Here is a 20,049-nt window from a genome sequence, read left to right as displayed (position 1 = left end):
GTCTGATGATGCACGCCAAGTCGTCGTCCCACCGCAAAGAACGACGGGTTCTCGCGGTAGGCCAGCAGCATGGCTGCCCGCGATACCCGGCTCGCCGGCTCGGTTCGAGACCGCGAAAGAGCTGTCAGCGTTTCGATCTCTTGCTCGCTCATCGCCAGCTCAATGACTCGCCGCCTTGGTGCCATGATGAAACTCCTCATTTGAATAATCTCAAACCAGGAATCCACCAGCGCACGTCAGGTTCCATCAAACGCCGCTTTCATGGAATCGGTCGTCTAGGCAGCAGTGGGGAGGCATCGATTTCTACATCGACGTGATTTGAGAGTGTGCCGGGTGAAACGGTGGGATCGCGAAGAAGAAGACACCGCGGCGGCGGCGGCGCAGTACAACAACCAACCAACGCAAGCGAGAACTTAGTCAGGTTCCATAATTCCTGTTATGCCACTTTCTGCTAAGTATCGGAAATAAAACGATAATAATGCCTGACGCGAAGCGCAATCGAAGCGGAAGCAAAATCGACCGACCGCTCGACAAAGTGGCGGCGCTTCCGAGTGCGCTGCTTATTCAGCGGTCTTGGGAAATGTCTCAGCGCTATCTAACTGCTGGATCTGGCACGGTTGCTAGCCGGACTTGCCGTGTTCTTTCATCTGCGACTTTTCCGGTGCACCGGTACGGCCGAACTGAACGCGTTGGATGATGTTTCGTCGATAAGCCGGCATTAGAACAGACCGTTTATTCGATGCCGTCAGACCCAAGTTCCCTTCATGGATTGTTGGCGCTCCGTCTGCGACCGCGATGAGACGCGCCTAATCTTAGAATGGCTTCGCCTCGATCGATCTCCTCCAACGGCAGTCGCGTGTTCTTACTCCTTCCCGTTTCGCCGTTATTCCTCGCCTACTAACAAACATGCGACTGCCGTCCTCCGGTTCATTTCGGCCAAATAGGTGCGGTCCGATCGTCCACGGACTCGTGACTGTCATCGAGGCCGCGATGGGCGCGGCCGGAAACAACGAAAGGAACTTAGAATGGCAACCATCGGCACCTTCACCTCCACCGAGAACGGATTTACGGGTTCGATCCGCACTCTCGCCCTCAATCTCAAGGCTCGCATCTCCCGGGTCGAGACCCCCTCCGAAAAGGGCCCTCACTTCCGCATCTATGCTGGAAATGTCGAGTTGGGCGCTGCTTGGCAAAAGACCTCCGAGCAGGGCCGCGATTACCTCTCCGTCAAACTTGACGACCCGAGCTTTGCTGCCCCGATTTACGCGACACTCGCCGAAGTCGAAGGCGGAGGGGGTCTCCACCTTATCTGGTCCCGCCCGAACCGGGACTAGCGAGTGACCCGGCTCCGCCCAAGGCGGAGCCGGTTTCCAGCCTTTGCTGCCAACAGAGGGAGTATAGCTGCCCAATAAAGCTTGATCGGTTGTCAGCTCCCCGACAATGCGCGGTTTTCCCGATTGTGCGGAGCCTGTTGAAATAGGCTTCCCACTCGCCGGCGTCATCGGAATTGATGCGATCCCCTGCCCCATCTATCGTGTCACTGGCAGCGGTTGTCGTCCTTCACGAACTTCAGGAGACGAAACGATGGCCAACCTTATCGAACAGCAGATCGAAGAACTGCGCGCCGAACTCCGCAATGCAGGTTGGGCTGCTGGGCGTCGTCAAATCGTAGCCGAGCTCGAGATTGCCAGAGCAGAGCTTGCCGTCGCCATGGCCGAACAGTTAGATATCGTGCAAGTCGAGCCACCACCCTTAGGGCGCTCACTTTCGTCTCGAGTGCGACCCGGTGCACCTTTGCTGCGGATCTCGTTTCATCGCGATTAGGGATAATGCCTCCCGCGCGTCGTGCTTAAAGCTGGCAGTCAGAATTCTGACGCGAGGTCCTTTGCTCTTCAGTCGTCTTCAGGATGAGCGACGCCCACTGGCGACCGTGGCGTACCCTCTCTTTCGCTTAAGCCGGATCAGATCCAGAAAGAGCACCACCGCATCGTGCTCTCGCTCGAAATGGTGGGTCATTGTCTGTCCTTTGGCGCCTATACGTCCCCATCGACGGGTGAGGCAAACGTCACCAAACAGAGTCGCGTCAATCGACATGGCATAAAAGCGAGCCATGTTGCGGGTCGGATCGGTGCGCTCGATGTAGAGTTTGTAGGGTTGCGAGATCATGCACACAGAATCGCGCTTTGGAGATTCCGGGTCCAACGACAGTTTTGAATCGGTTCCGGCTCACCGATTCATTTCAGTGATGTCGCAATGCGACGCGGGCTAAGTTCGAGCTCACCTTCAGGGTCCGCCCGACGCGACTGAAAACCGGCTCGCCCGAACGCATTGCCGCATGTCCTCACGTCGGAACCAGATGGCGCGGCCGCAGCGAAGCGGTGGCTTGCCGGTAGTAAAGATGATCTGCTCGTCGGCTCGCATGCAAAGAACTTCGTGCGGCTGAATCAGTGGCCTTGGCGCCAGTTGCTTCGATCGCGTGCGCGAGGATCCGCGCGACTGGGAGCTCAAGCTGACTTGATCGATCTCTACCGTCGTCATGCCGCAGCGATGTGAGATGTAATCCGCCGTTTCAGGATCATTAATCGCCGCAAAGGAAAGCCAGCTTGCGCTCTCAAACCACTTGCTTGATGCATCACGGCCACCGTAGGTTTCACGCAACTGACCGATCGACTGGTAGATCATCATCAGGGTGATGCCGTACTTGCGACCAGCGTCTCGCGCCGTCTCCAGAATTCGCATGTACCCAAGGCGTGCCACTTCATCAAGGAGGAAAAGCGCGCGCGTATTCATCCTGCCATCCCGATTGTAGATGGCGTTCAGGAACGTTCCGATGATGACGCGCGCCAGCCCGGAGTGCATTTCGAGCGTCTTAAGATTGATGTTGATAAAAACGTCCGTGTCGCCGTCGGCAATCGCATCTGTCGTAAAGCTCGATCCGGATACCAGCGCAGCGTAGTTTGGGTAGGAAAGCCAATGCGTCTCTTTGATTGCATTCGCATAGACACCGCTGAAGGTTTCCGGTGTCATGTTCACGAAAGAGGCCACATTCTCCTTCACGAAATCGGATTTGGAGTTGTCGTGAATCTCCTGCAATCGCTGGCGCAGTTTCGGCTCCGGTTCCGCTAAGTTGCTGCGTACCTGGCGAAGGGTCTGTTCTTCGCTCTTCGTATGGCCGGACAGGCAGACATCGGCAATGATTGCGGTGAGGAGCTGAAGTGCCGAAGCACGAAAGAAGTCATCGCGCACGCCCTGTGCTCGCCCATTTTCACTCATGATCCAAGATGCGACCGAGGCTACGTCTTCCTCTTTGGTGCCACCGAAACGTCCGATCCAGTCGAGGACATTGATCCCGATGTCTGGGTGCTTTGGATCGAGGACAAGAATGTCCCTGCCAGCCTTTCGGCGATGCTCGATCACGATAGGCGCAACCTCGTTCGATGAATCAAGCACGACAAGCGCTCCGCCCCATTTGAGCGCGGTTGGAATGGTGATTGAAGTCGTCTTAAAACCACCGGACCCTGCAAAGACGATGCCGTGGGAAGATCCGAAAGATCCATCGAAGCAGAGCAGCGGCGACTTGCCGCCAACGCCCCAGGACTCAGGATCGTCAACCCGAAATGGATGTGAAGCAACGTCGTCACGATCGACGCGGTAACACTCTCCAATCACGATGCCCCCGCTATTCGGGAAAAGCTGTGCCGCCTCCTGCATCGTCATCCAGTTGGCCTCCCCATGGAGGGCGCGTTTGCCCATAACACGCCTTGGCTCGGCGCGCGGGAATGCCGCATTTCCGAGAAGCGCAACCCGCAGCGCGAAACATCCAGTCATCAGTGCAGTCACCGCCCCAGCTATCGTCCCTGTCTCAAGATCGGCGACCATGCTGCTGCCTCTGGGCAATTGGTTTGCAAAAACAGAAAGGAGAAACACCTGGCGGGCAAATGCCATCAGGAATGTGGCGGCGGCTCCGGCAACGACGCCCCAGGCAGCAGAACGAATGTTGACCGAGCCGCTTGCGGCGAAGAGGACGATCGCCCCGGCGCCTCCGCTTGCGACGAAGGGCGCGGCAATGCCTAGATGCTTGAGCCCGGCCTTGGCCGCATCGGTGTTGCCGAACGTTGCCAGCCATTGCTCGATGCCAGTGGTGCCAACGGTAACACCAATCATCAACATGATCGGTATGAAAAGGAGCACCACCCTATTTGCTGTCATGGCGGAATGCCTCGTTGCCGATGGCCGTCAGTCGCGCTCGCTCGCCATCGTCGATCCCGAGACGGCGATTGAGATCGATCAGAGCGCCGAGAAGAAGTGCGCGCTTCTCGTAGCGGAGGCCCGCCTTGACAATCAGGCCCCCGAGTTCGATCTTGTCGCGTGTATCCTTCTTCCGCGCTTGCGAGTTTCTTGCGCGCTGCATCCGATCAATCCTCGCCAGTGCTGACTTGATCTGCTCCAGCGCGGTTCGACGCGCTTTGCGGGGTTCTGCTTGCCCCGCTTTTGTCCTTTTCTGTCGACGCAGGTCTCGTCCCGCAAAATCGTTTGACGAGACCTTCGAATGCCGTCTGAAGGTCAGATTCCTCGATTTCCATGTCGCCTAGCCCAGCCTTGAGAGCGACGCGACCAATGCGCTCGGCCTCCCGCGTTTCGGCTTGCTTCAGCTGCTCCTGGAGACGGACGATTTCTTCGCGAATTCTTGCGGACGGTTTCTTCATTCCCGGTCGGCCTCTCATACGGTTTCGACTTCCTCAAGCAGGAAGGTCCCGCAGATTTGCGAGATGATCTACTGACAGAAATGCGAGTTGGCGCAGCCAACACCTTTGAGCATGATCCCGACCGTTCCGAAGGAGCGGATCCGAAGGGCGCAATTATACGTCGCTGACGCGACGCTCTGCGCTTGGCCTTTTCGGGCCGCCGCTCCTGACGAGCTTATTGAATTCGATTGCTCGAAGGAGCTGGTTTCACAGTGACCGTCCCGCATTTTTCAGTCACGATCGTTGCCCGCGGGTCCGGCCGCAGCGCAGTGCTGTCGGCTGCCTACCGCCATTGCACCAAGATGGAATATGAGCGGGAAGCCCGGACGATCGACTACAGCCGGAAGCAGGGTTTGCTTCATGAGGAGTTTGTCATTCCAGTCGACGCGCCGGAGTGGTTACGCGAAATCATTGCCGGCCGCTCTGTTTCATCTGCGTCGGAAGCCTTCTGGAACAAGGTCGAGGATTTCGAGAAGCGCTCTGACGCACAGCTTGCCAAGGACGTGACGATCGCCTTGCCGATCGAACTCTCGGCTAAGCAGAATATCGAGCTTGTCCGCGATTTTGTCGAAAGGCATGTCATCTCCAAGGGCATCGTGGCCGATTGGGTCTTCCACGATGCGCCTGGCAACCCGCATGCTCATTTGATGACCACGTTGCGGCCGCTGACGGAAGACGGTTTCGGTGCCAAGAAAGTGCCCGTGCTCGGAGCGGACGGCGATCCGCTCCGCAACGACAGCGGCAAGATCGTCTATGAGCTTTGGGCCGGAAGACTGGATGATTTCAATGTCTTTCGCTACGGCTGGTTTGCCTGCCAGAATCGGCATCTGGCAGTTGCCGGTCTTGACATTCGCATCGATGGCCGTTCCTTCGAAAAGCAGGGTATCGAGCTGACCCCGACCATCCATCTCGGCGTTGGCGCCAAGGCAATCGAACGGAAGACGGAAGGCTCGGGCGAACAGGTTTCGCTCGAGCGGCTGGAATTGCAAGATGAGCGCCGGGCCGAGAATGCGCGACGAATTCAGCGCAATCCGGGGATCGTACTTGACCTGATTGCGCGGGAAAAGAGCGTCTTCGATGAGCGCGATGTCGCCAAATTCCTGCATCGCTATATCGACGACGCAGTCCTTTTCCAAAGCCTTCTTGCGCGCATCCTGCAGAGCCCCGCGACCCTGCGTCTCGATCGGGAGAGGATCGACTTCGCCACAGGTCAATGCACCCCGGACAAGTACACAACCCGTGAGTTGATCCGGCTTGAAGCCGAAATGGTCAATCGAGCAATCTGGTTGTCGAAGCGATCGTCGCACAAGGTTCAAAAGACAGTGCTCGGCGCGACCTTTGCACGCAATGATCGTCTGTCCGATGAACAGACGAGCGCAATCGAACATGTCGCCGGTGGCGAAGGTATCGCGGCAGTGATCGGTCGGGCCGGTGCTGGCAAGACCACAATGATGAAGGCCGCTCGACAGGCATGGGAAGCAGCCGGATATCGCGTCGTTGGCGGTGCCCTTGCCGGCAAGGCAGCGGAAGGTCTCGAGAAGGAAGCAGGCATCATCTCCCGCACGCTTTCGTCGTGGGGGCTCCGTTGGAGCCAGGGCCGCGATCAGCTCGACGACAAGACGATTTTCGTTCTCGATGAGGCGGGCATGGTCTCGTCGCGGCAGATGGCGCTGTTCGTTGAAACAGTCACCAAAGCCGGCGCCAAACTCGTTCTCGTCGGCGATCCGGAACAGTTGCAGCCGATCGAGGCGGGCGCTGCCTTCCGAGCGATTGCCAATCGTATCGGCTATGCCGAACTCGACACGATATATCGCCAACGCAAACAATGGATGCGTGACGCCTCGCGCGATCTTGCGCATGGCAACATCGGCAAGGCGGTCGAAGCCTATCGGTCGAATGGAAGGATGATCAGCGCCGAGCTGAAGATTGAAGCGGTCTCAAACCTCATTGCGGATTGGAGCCGCGACTATGATCCAGCCGGGTCTTCCCTGATCCTTGCACATTTGCGTCGTGATGTCCGGACGCTGAACGAGCTGGCGCGTGCCAAGCTCATTGAGCGCGGCGTCATCGATGGCGGGTCTACCTTCAAGACAGCCGATGGAGATCGCAACTTCGCGGCCGGCGACCAGATCGTTTTCCTCAGGAACGAGGGATCACTTGGTGTCAAGAACGGCATGCTTGCCAAGGTCGTTGAAGCGGGGCCCGGCCGCATCGTTGCCGTCATCGGCGAAGGCGAGCGTCGCCGCCAGGTCGCGGTCGAGCAGCGCTTCTACAATAATGTCGACTACGGCTATGCCACTACGGTGCACAAAGCCCAAGGCGCTACTGTCGATCGAGTCAAGTTGCTGGCATCTCTTTCCCTCGACCGTCACCTCACCTATGTCGCCATGACCCGCCACCGCGAGGATCTCAGCGTCTATTATGGCCGCCGGTCCTTCACAAAGGCTGGAGGCCTCATCGAATTGCTGTCTCGCACGAACGTCAAGGAAACGACACTCGACTATGCGCAAGGCAGCCCCTACCGACAGGCGCTCCGCTTTGCTGACGCACGCGGTCTTCATGCCGTCAATGTCGCCCGAACGCTTGTTCGTGACCGGCTCGCTTGGACAGTCAGGCAGAAGCACAACCTCATCACGCTCGCGTCGCGCCTGGCCGCTGTCGGATCCCGACTCGGCCTGGTCGGGCCGGCGATGAAATACCACGCAATCAAGGAGGCAGAGCCCATGGTTTCCGGGATCACCACTTTTTCGAGGTCGATCGGGCAGGTCGTCGAGGACAGGCTCGCGGCCGACCCGGGTTTAAAAAAGCTATGGGAAGATGTCTTCGTTCGGTTCCACCTCGTCTATGCCCAACCTGAGGCCGCATTCAAGGCCATCGATGTCGCTGCGATGCTGGCTGACCGGACGAGGGCGTCAGCGACACTGCTCAAGATCGCCGAAGAGCCGAGTAGCTTCGGTGCCCTCAAAGGCAAGACGGGTTTGTTCGCCAGCAAATCCGACGAGCAAGATCGGGACACGGCGGTCGTCAATGTCACTGCGCTGGCGCGCAGTCTGGGCCGCTATCTTGAAATTCGCGCCAATGCAAAACGAGAGTATGAGACAGAGGAGTGCGCCGCCCGCCAGAAGAGCGCGATCAATATTCCCGCTCTTTCTCCGAACGCCAGATCGGCGCTCGAGCAGGTTCGCGATTCGATCGACCGCAGTGACTTGCACGCAGTCCTCGAGCACGGGCTCGCCGACGAGAGGGTGAGGCTGGAGCTTGAGGGGTTTGCAAAGGCTGTTGCGGAGCGCTTCGGGGAACGGACTTTCCTAGGGATTTCGGCAAGGGACTCGAGCGGGCAAACCTATCGATCCCTCACGACCGGGATGAACTCTCTGCAGAAGGCAGAGATGAAGACGGCCTGGAATTTTCTGCGCGCGGCTCAGCAATTGTCCGCCCAAGAGCGATCGATATCCTCTCTGAAGCACTCCGAGGCCTTGCGGCAAACGATCAGGAAGGGGATTTCACTGAAATGACCTTTTTGCACGATCAGCGCCGGCAAACATCGCGAATTTGGCGTCGCGTGAGTCTGCCTGTCGCACTTATCGCAGCTCTCTTAGCTCTCATCGTGACCGGAGGCGCGCTTGGGTATCGGATCAATCTAACGCCGAGCGAACCTCTCGGGATCTGGCGAATTCAAATGCCGGAAGGACCCTACAAGATTGGCGATCTGGTCTTTGTCTGTCCGCCGCCGACGCCCACCATGCGAGAAGCGTTTGACCGCGGTTACCTTCGATCGGGGATCTGTCCCGGTGGCTATGCGCCGCTCATCAAAACCATCGTTGCGATGTCATCACAAAGGATCGAAATTGACCGCTTGGTTAGGATCGACGGCCTTGCATTGCCGCATTCCGCACCGGCCCAGCTGGACGGCAAAGGTCGGAGCTTGAGGCGATTCAGCGGAGGAACGGTACCGACCGGCTACGTGTTTCTTCACTCTGGTTTCATCGGGTCCTTCGACTCTCGCTACTTTGGTCCAGTGCCTGCCTCCGGGGTGCTCGGCCTGGCAAAGGCGGTCCTCACCTATGCGCCGTGAACTGGTCCGCAACAGTGTCCTGTTGGGCGCGGCACTAGCGGCTGGCTGGATCGGTTGGTGCGGAAATCCCCTCGCCCTTCCTGTGTCTGCCGCCTTTCCGTTTATCTGGTCCGTGGCGCGCAACCGGCCAAGTGCCGCCATGGCATCGGCGACCTATTTTCTTGCGGCATCTCGAGGTTTGCCGCATGGCGCAGTCGCCTTCTATGGTTCAAATCTCTTGTCCGGTCTGTTGCTCTGGTTGATAGCGTCGGCGGCCTTCGTCAGCGTCCACGCCGTCCTGTGGACCGAGAGATCGGGATGGCGTCTTGCAATCCGTTATCTCTTGGTCATGTTTTTGATGGCAGTGCCGCCCTTTGGAATTTTGGGCTGGGCTCACCCGATCACCGCCGCCGGAGTTCTGTTTCCCGGCTGGGGGTGGGTTGGTGTTGGCACAATGGCAGCCGGCCTCTTGATCATGACGACCAGGCTTCGGCCGGCTGCAGCCATAGCCATTATTGGCTTGTGGCTCTGGTCCGCCGCACAGTGGACGACGCAGCACCTACCCTCTTCGTGGTATGGTGTCGAGCTTACACTTGGAGCGTCGCTCGGCCGAACCAGCAATCTCGAACGGCAGCGTGGCCTTGTTGCAACGGCGCGGGCGGCAAGGCGCGGCAAAGGCGCCGTGGTTGTGTTGCCAGAGAGTGCGATCGGCTTCTGGACACCAACGGTCGAACGGCTATGGCTGCGTGAATTGCGAGCAAGCGGGTTGACGGTCGTCGCAGGCGCATCCGTGGTCGACGAGATCGGTTACGACAATGTGCTCTTGGAACTTTCGGAGTTCGGGGCGCGAATTATCTACCGCGAGCGTATGCCGGTCCCCGGTTCGATGTGGCAGCCCTGGCAGTCACTGATTGATGGCGGCGGCGGCGCACGTGCGTATTTCTTCTCCAATCCCGTCGCCGAAATCGCAGGCAAACGAGTTGCGCCGGTGATTTGCTACGAGCAACTCATTGTCTGGCCGGTCGTTCAGTCCATGCTTTACGACCCTGATATCATCGTCGCCGTTGGGAACGGCTGGTGGACAGGCAGCACGTCTATCGTGCCCATCCAGCGTGCCAGTGTCGAGGCTTGGTCGCGTCTCTTCCACAAGCCGCTTGTCTTCTCTGTCAACACGTAGTTCCGGGAGCCCTTCATGCTTGATCCTGCCCTCATAACAAAATGTGCCGATCCCTCCTTGAAGCCGGCGATCGTCGAGCAGTTCGTCAAAGCCGCCGGCTCTTCCGATCCCCTTGCTGTCACCGTGAGAGGGGGAGGGCGATTGGTCCTCGTGCCGAAGGCTGGAACACCCGAGGAAGCAATGGAAATCGTCAAGCAGAATGTCGGACATTCAGTCGTGCGCGTCGGCCTCACGCAGTTTCCTGCAGGTGTTGGCGTAAAAAACATTTCGGAAGTGACGTCAGGTCTTGTCGATCCGTGCGTGAACCTGCGCCTGGGAACGAGAATGTTCGCAAAGATTCTTCGCATTGTCAGCAAATGGTACGGAAACCCCGAAAGCGCTGAAGTTTTCCCGCAAGTGTTCGAGGATGCCATCGATGCGTGGAAAACGGGCGAGTTCGAGGCTCAAAGCGTATTTCAGGCCGAAGATCCCAGTGGATCGATCGCAGGTCAAGGCGAACTGGACGATCCAAATGGGAGGTATCCAGGAAAGCCCGAAAGCGCCTCATCGAGCTCGTCCGAACCACCCGGTGAAAACGAACTCGGCCGCGCAGGCATGCGGATCGATTTATCTCGAATCCTTCGCCAGTAGGTCACGTGCGAAAGTCTTGACGACCCAATTCGTACGGCGATTCACCTGCCCGTCGAACACAACCGTCGCAGGCGGCGCTAGTTTAGACCGGCGCTTCTAGCGGCAGAAATAGGTGGAAAAATCATATGGTCATTGACTGGAGAAAGGTTGATCACGTCCTGAATTCGAAATCGATATCTGGCGCCGCAGGCGTCGGCATAGAGATACCTTCCTCTGAGGTGGAGGCTTGCCACCAGAAGATCACGTTGATCATCACGGTCAATTACCGACAATACAAACATTCGAGTCTTTATCCGCTTCAATGAAGGTCATTTTGAATAGAGTTTAGTTAAAGTATTGATAAAATAATGTAGCATATAAAATTCCATATGCGTCTGGCGTGCAGAAAAATAGCGTAAATAGTACTTACCTATGATTCTTCTGTCGGGCTCCTTCCTCCCGAACCCGCCTCGTCGTCACCATGCCCGCTTTCCTTTGAACAGAGGTCCACGGGGCAACTACACGTTCACTTTGGCTTTTCCGCTTTCACTCGACGTCGGCGTGCGTCCGACCATACGGCCAACGACCAGTACCAGAATTGCTGCAGCGGCCAGGCAGGCCGCGAGGAAGAACATCGGGGCAATGGTGCTGCCGGTCGAATCCTTTATCCACGGCACGACGTTCTGCGCGATAAATCCGCCCAGGTTTCCGACAGAATTGATTGCCGCCAGACCTGCGGCTGCCCCCGCCCCTCGAAGGAATCGTGACGGTAGGCTCCAAAAAACAGGTTGCCCGGCAAAGATGCCCGCTGCCGCAACACAGAGAAAGGCAAACTGAAGCAGATGGTTCGGAATCACGGCGGACAGAACCAGGCAAACGGCGCCGACAACCGCTGGTACCACGATATAGGGCGTCTTCGACGAGGCTCTGTCTGCGGCTGACGGGACCGCATAGAGCGCGATTGCAACCAGCACCCATGGGATGATGTTGAGAAAGCCGTTGGCCGTATTGCCGACCCCAAAGCTCTTGACGATGGTCGGAAGCCAATAGCTGAGACCGTATGCCGCTAGGGGAAACCCGATATAGCAGATCGCCATCAAGAGAACCCGCGGATTGACGAGCGCCTTGAAGCCATCGCTGGCGGTCGCCTCCATGCCAGCGTTCTCCAAAGCAAGGCGGTCCTTCAGCCAGGTCTTTTCCTCGGAATTCAGAAACGTCGCACTTTCAGGCCGAAGAGAAATTCTGACGACAGCCTCCATGACCTTACCAGGCCGCGCGTAGCGTTGCGCCACTGATGGGGTCAACGCCATGACCCGACGCTGCTTCTTCGCCCAACGAAATGCGCATTGTCGCAGCATTCGGCGTAATATGAGTCTCGTAAGCCACGAACGAGCGTCATCGTGATTCTCGCTTAACCCGGCCTTGGACCTGTGCTTTTCTATGGGGTATCCGGCCGGGAGCTGACAGGACCGACCGCCGGGGGAATGGAGGGGAAGCTTTGGAGCGAAGGCTAGCCGCAATCCTAGTTGCCGATGTCGTCGGGTTTTCACGACTTGTCGAAGCCGATGAACGCAATACGCTTGCGGTTCTGATAAATTTACAGACCTCGGTGTTTCGTCCACTGATTGCAAGACATGCCGGCCGGCTGGTCAAATTGATGGGCGATGGGCTGATCGCCGAGTTCAGCTCGGTGGTTGAGGCTGTCTCATGCGCAATCGAGATCCAGAACACATTGGCGAATGAACAGGAGCCGGCCGGTTCCGCAAACAGGATCATCCTTCGCATAGGCATCAATCTCGGTGATGTCGTGGTGGACGGTGACGACCTGCTCGGGGATGGTGTCAACGTTGCGGCCCGACTGGAGCAGTTGTGCCAGCCGGGTGATCTTCTGATTTCGGGGGCAGCCTACGAACAGCTCGCTGGAAAGGTTGACGCGAATTTCGACTACGCTGGTGAGCAGCACCTCAAGAACATCGCGCGGCCGATCAAGGCATACCATTTGCCACTCAGCGGGTCTGCCTACGCTTCACCCGAAACTCCAAAATCGACCGGGCCTGCCATTGCCGTACTTCCATTTGAGAACATGTCCGGTGATCCGGAGCAGGCTTACTTCAGCGACGGAATAACTGAAGACATCATCACGGAATTGGCACGCTTCAGCGAGCTTATGGTGATAGCGAGAACCTCGTCATTTGCGCTACGCGGCCGAATGCTCGATTTGCGCGAGGTCGGCAGGACGCTCAGCGCGGGCTATGTCGTAGAGGGGAGTGTAAGGCGCGCTGGTAACCGTGTTCGAATTACGGTCCAGCTCGTCGAGACAGCGAGCGGGACGCACCTATGGGCGGATCGATATGACCGATCCCTTGACGATATTTTTTCCACTCAGGAGGAGATTGCGCAGAGCATCGTCGCCATGGTCGCACAACGCGTCATAGACGACAACGAATTGACGTCACGACGCCGTCGCCCGGAAGACATGCGGGCATATGATCTCTTTCTGCAGGGCAACCGCCTCTCTGACGACTTCAGGCCAGGAGCGCAGGAACGCGCGGAGGCGCTTTTTGAGCGTGCCGCTAAAATTGATCCGACTTTTGCCAGAGCCCATACAGGCCTCGCCTACATATACCTCAACCGCGCGTCGGACGGTGCTATTGGCATTCCAAGACAAGAGGATGAGAACAGGATCAAAGCACTGCGTTCAGCCGAGATGGCTTTTGCCCTCGATCCGAGCGATCCACGGGTTCAGTCCACACTGGGATACATTTGCTTGACGTGGCGAGACTTTAAACGAGCTGAACATCATCTTGGCCTGGCGAAGTCGATGAACCCCAACGATGCCACCATCCTGATAATGTGGGCATGGATGCAAGGAGCCATTGGGCGGGCTGAGGAGGGCTTGGCCGGCGCGGAGATCGCGTATCGACTGAACCCGTTATATCCCAGTTGGTACAACTATTATAAATCCCGCCTCCTCTTCCAAACGGAGCGATACGGCGAGGCGGCCGTCCTTCTCGAACAGCGAACATTCGCCACGCCGGAAAGGGAGCCGCGAGACATGGCGTGGCGCGCGGCCGCCTACGCTCACCTCAACCGGATCGAGGATGCAGAGAAATGCGGCCGGGTCTTCCTCGATGCTGTCAGCAGGCGATGGTGCGGAGATGCGACCGCGGGTCCGGTTGATTATGTAAACTGGCTTGTAGATGTCTCATACCTCAGAGAAGAAAAGGACGTTGATCGGCTGCGCCAAGGATTGAGGCTTGCGGGTCTACCCGCGTGAGGGGCGACGCGCGAACTCGCTGCCATGCCATCAATGAAAGTTCCTCGCCTTCACCTTCAAGGTATCGATATGCACGTCCGGGACGAAAATGTCCCTCGGCTTGGCCGCCGCCGTATCACGTGAGTCTGGGCTGCCTGGCGAACCATGCGCAAATTCATCCCCCCTACCTGTCGGCAACTTGAAGTCCAGATCGCGATCAGTCAGCTCGCCTAATTCACCGGACAGGTCGAAAAGCTGATGCGCGACAAGATGTGCGACCTCTCCCTCGCGCTGAACGCGGCCGTTTATCGCCATCATCGACGATCCGAGGACGATCCGACGCCGGCGTTCGAACAGGCTTGGCCAGACGACGAGATTGGCCGGCCCAGTCTCATCCTCGATGGTGATGAACATCACGCCTTTCGCCGAACCAGGCTTTTGTCTTACAAGGACGAGACCTGCCGTCATCAACCATCGACCGTCACGAGCGTTCATGGTTTCGGCACAAGTGACGATGCGGCGTGCCGCCAGTTCCTTTCTGAGGAAGGCAATCGGATGGTCGCGCAGTGTCAGTCCGACATGACTGTAATCTGCGACAACGTTATGACCCGCGGTCATCTGTCGGAGGGCGACCTCAGGCTCCTGCTGCTCGGTGATCGCACGTGCTTCACGTTCGGAAGCGGCGGCGAACAGAGGAAGAGGTTCGTCACGCAGGGCCTTGATGGCCCAGATCGCATCCCGGCGCTGGAGCTTCAGCGACGGCAGGAAGGCATCGGCTTCGGCAAGTTGTACGAGCGCTTCCGTTGGGACATGCGATCGCCGCCAGACATCGTCGACCGTTTCGAAGGATGCGTTCATCCTGGCCGCGACGATCCGGGCAGAATCGGCTACGGCCAGTCCCTTCACCAAGCGCATTCCGAGGCGGACCGCATGGCGATTGGTTCTTTCGATACGCTCGAGCGTACAATCCCAGCGCGACTGGTTGATGCAGACTGGCCGGACTTCAATTCCATGGGCACGCGCATCCTGGACGATCTGGGCAGGCGCGTAGAAGCCCATCGGCTGCGAGTTCAGCAGAGCGGCGCAGAAGATGTCAGGGAAATGGCGCTTTACATAGTTCGAGGCATAGGCGATCAGCGCGAAGGAGGCAGCATGGCTTTCCGGGAAGCCGTATGAACCGAATCCTTCGAGCTGGCTGAACGTCTTCTCCGCAAACTCGGCCGAGTAGCCGTTCTTGATCATCCCCGAGACCAGCTTCTCCTTGAAGCGACTGACGCCGCCGGTGAACTTGAATGTGGCCATCGACTTGCGAAGCTGGTCGGCTTCGCCGCCGGTAAAGCCAGCGCAGACCATCGCCACCTTCATGGCTGACTCCTGAAAGAGTGGCACCCCCAGCGTCTTTCCGAGAACGGCTTCCAGTTCCGGTGTCGGGTACTCGACAGGCTCCTTGCCCTCCCGGCGTCGGAGGTAGGGATGGACCATGTCGCCCTGAATCGGACCAGGGCGGACGATAGCCACCTGGATGACAAGATCGTAGAAGGTCCTCGGCTTCATGCGCGGAAGCATGGCCATCTGTGCACGTGACTCGATCTGGAATGTTCCGAGTGTGTCCGCCTTGCGGATCATCGCATAGGTGGCCTTGTCTTCCTGCGGGATTCCCGCGAGGTCGAGGTCCTCGCCTTTGTGCTCGCGAAGCAGATCGAAGGCCTTGGACATGCAGGTCAACATGCCGAGCGCCAGAACATCGACTTTCATGAACTTTAGAGCCTCGATGTCGTCCTTGTCCCATTCGATCACCTGACGGTCGGCCATGGATGCCGGCTCGATGGGAACGAGATCGTCGAGTCGGTCATGGGTCAACACGAAGCCGCCCGGATGCTGACCGAGATGACGGGGCGCGCCCATCAGTTGCTGGGCGAGCTTGAGCGTCAGAGCAAGCCGCCGGTCCTCAGGATTAAGGCCCTGTTCCCGCAGGCTCCGGTCGCTTGCCAATTCATCCGACCAAGACCACATGCCTGCCGATAGCGCCTTGATGATATCCTCCGGCAAGCCGAGCGCCTTGCCGACGTCGCGGATTGCGCCCTTGGCTCGGTACCGCGTTACGGTCGAACAGAGCGCCGCCTTGTCGTGACCGTACGTCGTGTAAATCCACTGGATGATCTCCTCGCGGCGCTCGTGTTCGAAGTCGACGTCGATATCTGGCGGTTCGTCACGCTCCTGGCTCACAAAACGCTCGAACAGGAGATCGTTGGTCTCGGGATCGATCGAGGTGATCCCAAGAATGTAGCAGACGGCCGAATTTGCCGCCGATCCCCTGCCCTGGCAAAGAATACCCTTTGAGCGCGCGAAACGAACGATGCTGAACACTGTCAGAAAGTACGGCGCGTACTTCATCGTGCGGATCAGGTCCAGTTCGTGTTTTATGGCCCTGAGAACTTTCTGGGGCAAGCCTTCCGGATATCGGATTGGGATGCATTCGCGGACGTAATGCTCGAGCGACTGCTGCGCGTCCATGCCCATTACGACCGCTTCTTCTGGATATTGGTAGCTCAGCTCCTCAAGAGAAAACTCGCAGCGTTCGACAATCTCCATCGTCCGCGCCAGCGCCTCGCGGTGGCGTGGGAACAGGCGCTCCATCTCCTCGGGCGGCTTGAGGTATCTGTCAGCATGCCGTTCGCGCTCGAAGCCGACCTCATCGATCGTGGTGTTTTTGCGAATGCAAGTGACGACATCCTGCAACTGGCGGCGGCCGGGCTCGTGGAACAGGACATCATTGGTGACGACGGTTTTCACACGGTGACGCGCAGCCATCTTCGAAATCTCGTGAAGCCGCATCTGGTCGTTCGGTCGGCGCCTCAGGCAGAGAGACACATAGGCCCGATTGCCGAATACCTCTGCCACCTTGCGAAGCTGGGCAGCGCAGTTCGCGTCCGGCAGATCGGGTAACAGGATGGCCAAAAGTCCTTCTGAATAAGCAATGACATCATCGAGCCCCAGGATGCACTTGCCCTTTCCGCCCCGGCTCTTGCCAAGTGTGAGCAGCCTGGTCAGCCGCGAGTACGCGTTGCGATTGGTTGGATAGACAAGGATCGACATCCCGTCCTGCAGATCGAGCCGACATCCGACAACAAGGCGCAAGCCTGTCGCGCGCGATGCCTCGAGTGCCCGGACAATCCCCGCAAGGCTGTTGCGGTCAGCAACGCCGATCGCCTCGATGCCAAGTGCCTTTGCGGTGGCAAACAGCTCGTCGGCGCTGCTTACGCCACGCAAGAAACTGAAATGGGTCGTGACTTGGAGCTCGGCGTATCTCATCCGAATATTCCGTGCATGAACCATCGATGGGATCCTGTCTCGGAGTCGACCCCGTCACCCGACCTGAATACCCAAAAACGCTCGCCGCCTTCGTCCTCGACAACAAAGTAGTCGCGCACTGCCTCTAGTTCGCTGTCGCGCTTCCACCACTCGCCGAAAACGCGTTCAGGACCATCAGCGCGTTTGACCTTTCGTCGTTTGCCACGCCAAGTGATGCTCGCAGGCGGATGATCAGGCAGGAGTGCGATAGCTTCGATCTGCTCTGGGCGGGCGAGCAATCGCACAGGCCGGGGCCAGTGGTGCGCCCACGTTTCCTCGGCATCTGGAGCGGCAGCCGCGATCCGTAGTACACTGCGCTCAGGAACATCTGAGGCGACCGGCGCGACCCGGTAGACCCGTTGCCCTCTATTGCCAAACACGTCGATCAGCGGCGTGATGTCATCGTCCTGCTCCTCTATGAGGTCAGAGGCTCGCTGCTCCCCTGCAAGCGGCTGTGTCATAACCGCCGCCAATGTCATCTTCTCGATTCCGAACCCCGGTTCGATTCTTTCAGTACGATCTCGAAAGAGCTTCGACAGCCAGGCAACGTCGCGAGCAGGTTTGGCGGTTCCTGCACGGATTGCCTGGCGTGTACCGTCAACTTTCTCAACAATGAGATCCGTTCGCCGCACACCAAGACCCTTGCGCTCCAGTTCGGCGACGAGCTGCACAACGAGCCGAGCAACATATTTGTTGATGGTTTCTGCGGCACCGATTGGCTCGGCAAAGACCCTGCTGACCTCTATCAGCTCAGGTACCCGGATCGGATCAATCGGCTCGGCGACCCGACCAAAAATCTGATCCAGGCGACGTCCAAGTTCCGGACCGAAGCGAAGGGTCAGCGGTGCTCGGGGTGTTGCTGATAACTCCCCAATCGACTTGAAACCGAGAATATTGAGATCGCTAGCGATCTTGGCCGGAAGCCTGAGCAATGAAAGAGGAAGGTGTTCGACGGCCCCGACCGTCTGTCCAATCGGAACTATGACCGTCCGCGTTCGGATCGCGCGAGCACAAGCGTGTGCCGCTCCCCAAGTGTCGGCCACAGCAACCCGCGCTGTCAGTCCTTTCCCATGGAACCGGTTGGCTATTCCGGTCAACATCGGCAGCTCCCCACCCTGAAGATGGTCAGCACCTTCCGTGTCCATAACAATGCCATCGGGCTCATCAACAGCGACGATCGGGGAATACTGGCTGAGTGCCCAAAGCGTGATCCTTGCGAGAGCTGCTGCGTCGGCCGCCGGATCGGCGTCGATCAGCATCAAGCCCCTGAAGATGGCCTGGGCTTTTGCCGCCGCCATCCCAACACGGACTCCCGCTTTCTTTGCTGCGGCGTCGGCCGCCGAGACCCATCGCTTTGGGCCGCTCTTTGCGATTACGGCAACGGGTTGCTCAACGGGAATAGAAGGGTCGTTGCGACGTATTCGATCCGTCGCCAACTCCGGCAGATAGATGGATACGACCCTGGACATCACACGCTCCTACGAAAAACTCAGCGCACTCACCCGTTTTCACCCGCATCAGTTCCAGAAACCATCTCGAACTTGCCACACCCCGAACCGGCACGACGCTCACACACCACCTGGTCGCTGACGCGGACGGTTGGCCGAGGTCGGAGGCCTCCGCCTGTCGCCGCCAGCGTCGAGCGACCGGACCCATGGTTCCCGTTTTTCGGTGAAAAGCTGCAGCCTGCGGGAGGCTGTCATCGGCAATCGGACAAGTTCGGCCGACCGCTTCGAGACCGCCCAACGAAAGGGTCTCCTCCATGGAAGCAAGCACGTCTTCCTCCTTGTCGCCTCGACGACGACGCGGTCCGGCTGAAGGCCAGCCTGAGCCAAAGCAGGAAAGAAGAGGTTCGGCCTCGTCAGGCACCAGATGACCTTGCCCTTGGTACGCGCGGCTATCCCGGCGGCAAACAAAGCGGCTGCCGCGCCGTCGGACGGTGCCCGATCCTCCGCCAGCGAACTCATGCACCGCACCGAAAGACAGTCCGCCTCCCGGCAGGTGCTCATCGATCTCGTGAACACCGAACGGCAGAACCTGATTGCGACGCACTAAGCCACCTTCGAGGTGCGCGATACGCTCCCGAAGTTCGGTGATGACAGGATTTGCGCCTAGTTGCGCCATCTGTAGCCTTCGTCAATTCAAGGGTTCCATCTCGTTCAAAAGCGAGTATGTTCTACATTTGTTCCTTTCCGGATTTTGAGTCAACGGGCGCGNTTCAGGTGGATTTTGAACCAACAAGCCATCCACAGCAGCGCGGCGCGACGATCCATGAGGGAATTCAATGCGCTAGCAAACGCTGGTCCACAGGGCGTACACTATCTTCCGGATGAGAGAAAATTTCTGCGATGAACCAACGCTGCGAGATTACCGAGGCNCTGTCGTCACCCTCGAATGCGCTGCGTGTGAGAGAGCGACCGATCTCGACCGGAAGGCCCTCGTCAGACAATATGGAGCGAGCCTGTCCTTCNGGCAGCTCCGGCGGCGGCTTGCCGTTGGCTGTTCGCGNATGAATGGCGTGGATGGCATCGACCGTTGTCAGGCCCGGTTTCCTTGCCTGGTCCGTACTCCAGAGACGCCCGATGAGTGATCCCGCTGCAAATCTGTCAATCGAGCGCCCACGCAAGATCATCCACATCGACATGGACGCCTTTTATGCGTCCGTCGAGCAGCGCGACAACCCTGATCTTCGCGGTCGTCCCGTCGCAGTCGGTGGTTCCGAGGCGCGCGGCGTGGTGGCGGCGGCCAGCTACGAGGCCCGTAAGTTCGGCGTCCATTCTGCAATGCCTTCAGTGACGGCAAAGCGCAAATGCCCCGACCTGATTTTCGTGAAGCCACGCTTTGACGTCTACAAGGC

Annotated in this window: 13 protein-coding genes and 4 pseudogenes; 8 read left to right on the top strand and 9 right to left on the bottom strand. The window is 58.4% G+C overall.

What is annotated here, in order from left to right; translation table 11 throughout:
* Positions 1-185 (bottom strand): annotated as a pseudogene (locus RHIBUN_RS36110) (IS630 family transposase); the annotation flags it as partial.
* Positions 186-1,025: 840 nt separating this feature from the next.
* Here RHIBUN_RS36110 and RHIBUN_RS0131390 point away from each other — a divergent pair.
* Both RHIBUN_RS0131390 and RHIBUN_RS0131385 read left to right on the top strand, forming a co-directional pair.
* The gene (locus RHIBUN_RS0131390) at positions 1,026-1,334 is read left to right on the top strand and encodes a DUF736 domain-containing protein (protein ID WP_025662681.1); all 309 of its coding nucleotides are present in this window, start codon (positions 1,026-1,028) and stop codon (positions 1,332-1,334) included.
* Positions 1,335-1,584: 250 nt separating this feature from the next.
* Complete coding sequence (locus RHIBUN_RS0131385; RefSeq protein WP_025662680.1) at positions 1,585-1,824, top strand: hypothetical protein; 240 nt, start codon at positions 1,585-1,587, stop codon at positions 1,822-1,824.
* Positions 1,825-1,902: 78 nt separating this feature from the next.
* Here the strand turns inward: RHIBUN_RS0131385 and RHIBUN_RS0131380 are convergent, their stop codons facing one another.
* The 4 genes from RHIBUN_RS0131380 to traC all read right to left on the bottom strand — a co-directional run bounded on the left by RHIBUN_RS0131380 (position 1,903) and on the right by traC (position 4,706).
* Entirely contained in the window at positions 1,903-2,094 is a 192-nt protein-coding gene (locus RHIBUN_RS0131380; protein ID WP_245268049.1) for a WGR domain-containing protein, read from the bottom strand.
* Positions 2,095-2,283: 189 nt separating this feature from the next.
* Positions 2,284-4,209, bottom strand: a complete 1,926-nt coding sequence (traG, locus tag RHIBUN_RS0131375) for a Ti-type conjugative transfer system protein TraG (RefSeq protein ID WP_025662678.1) — start codon at positions 4,207-4,209, stop codon at positions 2,284-2,286.
* The gene (locus RHIBUN_RS0131370) at positions 4,196-4,411 is read right to left on the bottom strand and encodes a type IV conjugative transfer system coupling protein TraD (RefSeq protein ID WP_025662677.1); all 216 of its coding nucleotides are present in this window, start codon (positions 4,409-4,411) and stop codon (positions 4,196-4,198) included. The genes traG and RHIBUN_RS0131370 overlap by 14 nt, the downstream gene beginning before the upstream one ends.
* A gap of 4 nt (positions 4,412-4,415) precedes the next feature.
* Positions 4,416-4,706 (bottom strand): conjugal transfer protein TraC, encoded by a 291-nt coding sequence (traC, locus tag RHIBUN_RS0131365; RefSeq protein ID WP_025662676.1) that lies wholly within the window; start codon positions 4,704-4,706, stop codon positions 4,416-4,418.
* 251 nt (positions 4,707-4,957) lie between these two features.
* On the opposite strand from traC, the gene traA reads away from it, so the two are divergent.
* Genes traA through RHIBUN_RS0131340 form a run of 4 tightly spaced genes read left to right on the top strand, consistent with a single transcriptional unit; the run spans position 4,958 to position 10,606 of the window.
* Positions 4,958-8,260 carry a Ti-type conjugative transfer relaxase TraA gene (traA, locus tag RHIBUN_RS0131355; protein ID WP_025662675.1) on the top strand — a complete coding sequence of 1,101 codons (3,303 nt, stop codon included), beginning with the start codon at positions 4,958-4,960 and terminating at the stop codon, positions 8,258-8,260.
* The gene (gene traF, locus RHIBUN_RS0131350) at positions 8,257-8,820 is read left to right on the top strand and encodes a conjugative transfer signal peptidase TraF (RefSeq protein WP_025662674.1); all 564 of its coding nucleotides are present in this window, start codon (positions 8,257-8,259) and stop codon (positions 8,818-8,820) included. The genes traA and traF overlap by 4 nt, the downstream gene beginning before the upstream one ends.
* The gene (locus RHIBUN_RS0131345; RefSeq protein ID WP_025662673.1) at positions 8,810-9,976 is read left to right on the top strand and encodes a conjugal transfer protein TraB; all 1,167 of its coding nucleotides are present in this window, start codon (positions 8,810-8,812) and stop codon (positions 9,974-9,976) included. Before traF ends, RHIBUN_RS0131345 begins: the two co-directional genes overlap by 11 nt.
* A gap of 15 nt (positions 9,977-9,991) precedes the next feature.
* On the top strand, positions 9,992-10,606 hold the full coding sequence (locus RHIBUN_RS0131340; RefSeq protein ID WP_025662672.1) for a TraH family protein: 615 nt from the start codon (positions 9,992-9,994) through the stop codon (positions 10,604-10,606).
* 497 nt (positions 10,607-11,103) lie between these two features.
* Here RHIBUN_RS0131340 and RHIBUN_RS0131330 read toward each other — a convergent pair.
* Positions 11,104-11,817 (bottom strand): annotated as a pseudogene (locus RHIBUN_RS0131330) (MFS transporter); the annotation flags it as partial.
* A gap of 266 nt (positions 11,818-12,083) precedes the next feature.
* On the opposite strand from RHIBUN_RS0131330, the gene RHIBUN_RS0131325 reads away from it, so the two are divergent.
* On the top strand, positions 12,084-13,862 hold the full coding sequence (locus RHIBUN_RS0131325) for an adenylate/guanylate cyclase domain-containing protein (protein ID WP_025662669.1): 1,779 nt from the start codon (positions 12,084-12,086) through the stop codon (positions 13,860-13,862).
* 30 nt (positions 13,863-13,892) lie between these two features.
* Here RHIBUN_RS0131325 and RHIBUN_RS0131320 read toward each other — a convergent pair whose 3' ends face one another.
* The 3 genes and pseudogenes from RHIBUN_RS0131320 to RHIBUN_RS37770 form a co-directional block, all read right to left on the bottom strand.
* Positions 13,893-17,153, bottom strand: a complete 3,261-nt coding sequence (locus RHIBUN_RS0131320) for an error-prone DNA polymerase (protein WP_025662668.1) — start codon at positions 17,151-17,153, stop codon at positions 13,893-13,895.
* Entirely contained in the window at positions 17,150-18,661 is a 1,512-nt protein-coding gene (locus RHIBUN_RS0131315; RefSeq protein WP_025662667.1) for a DNA polymerase Y family protein, read from the bottom strand. Before RHIBUN_RS0131315 ends, RHIBUN_RS0131320 begins: the two co-directional genes overlap by 4 nt.
* Positions 18,582-19,316, bottom strand: a pseudogene (locus RHIBUN_RS37770) (ImuA family protein). The gene RHIBUN_RS0131315 and the pseudogene RHIBUN_RS37770 overlap by 80 nt, the downstream one beginning before the upstream one ends.
* A 458-nt stretch (positions 19,317-19,774) precedes the next feature.
* Between RHIBUN_RS37770 and RHIBUN_RS34490 the strand changes: the two are divergent.
* Positions 19,775-20,049: pseudogene (locus RHIBUN_RS34490) on the top strand (DNA polymerase IV); the annotation flags it as partial.

The organism is Rhizobium sp. IBUN (assembly GCF_000510625.1).
Lineage (GTDB): Bacteria > Pseudomonadota > Alphaproteobacteria > Rhizobiales > Rhizobiaceae > Rhizobium > Rhizobium altiplani.
The sequence above is the reverse complement of the archived record's forward strand: the minus strand, read 5'-3'. Positions and strand labels throughout refer to the sequence as shown.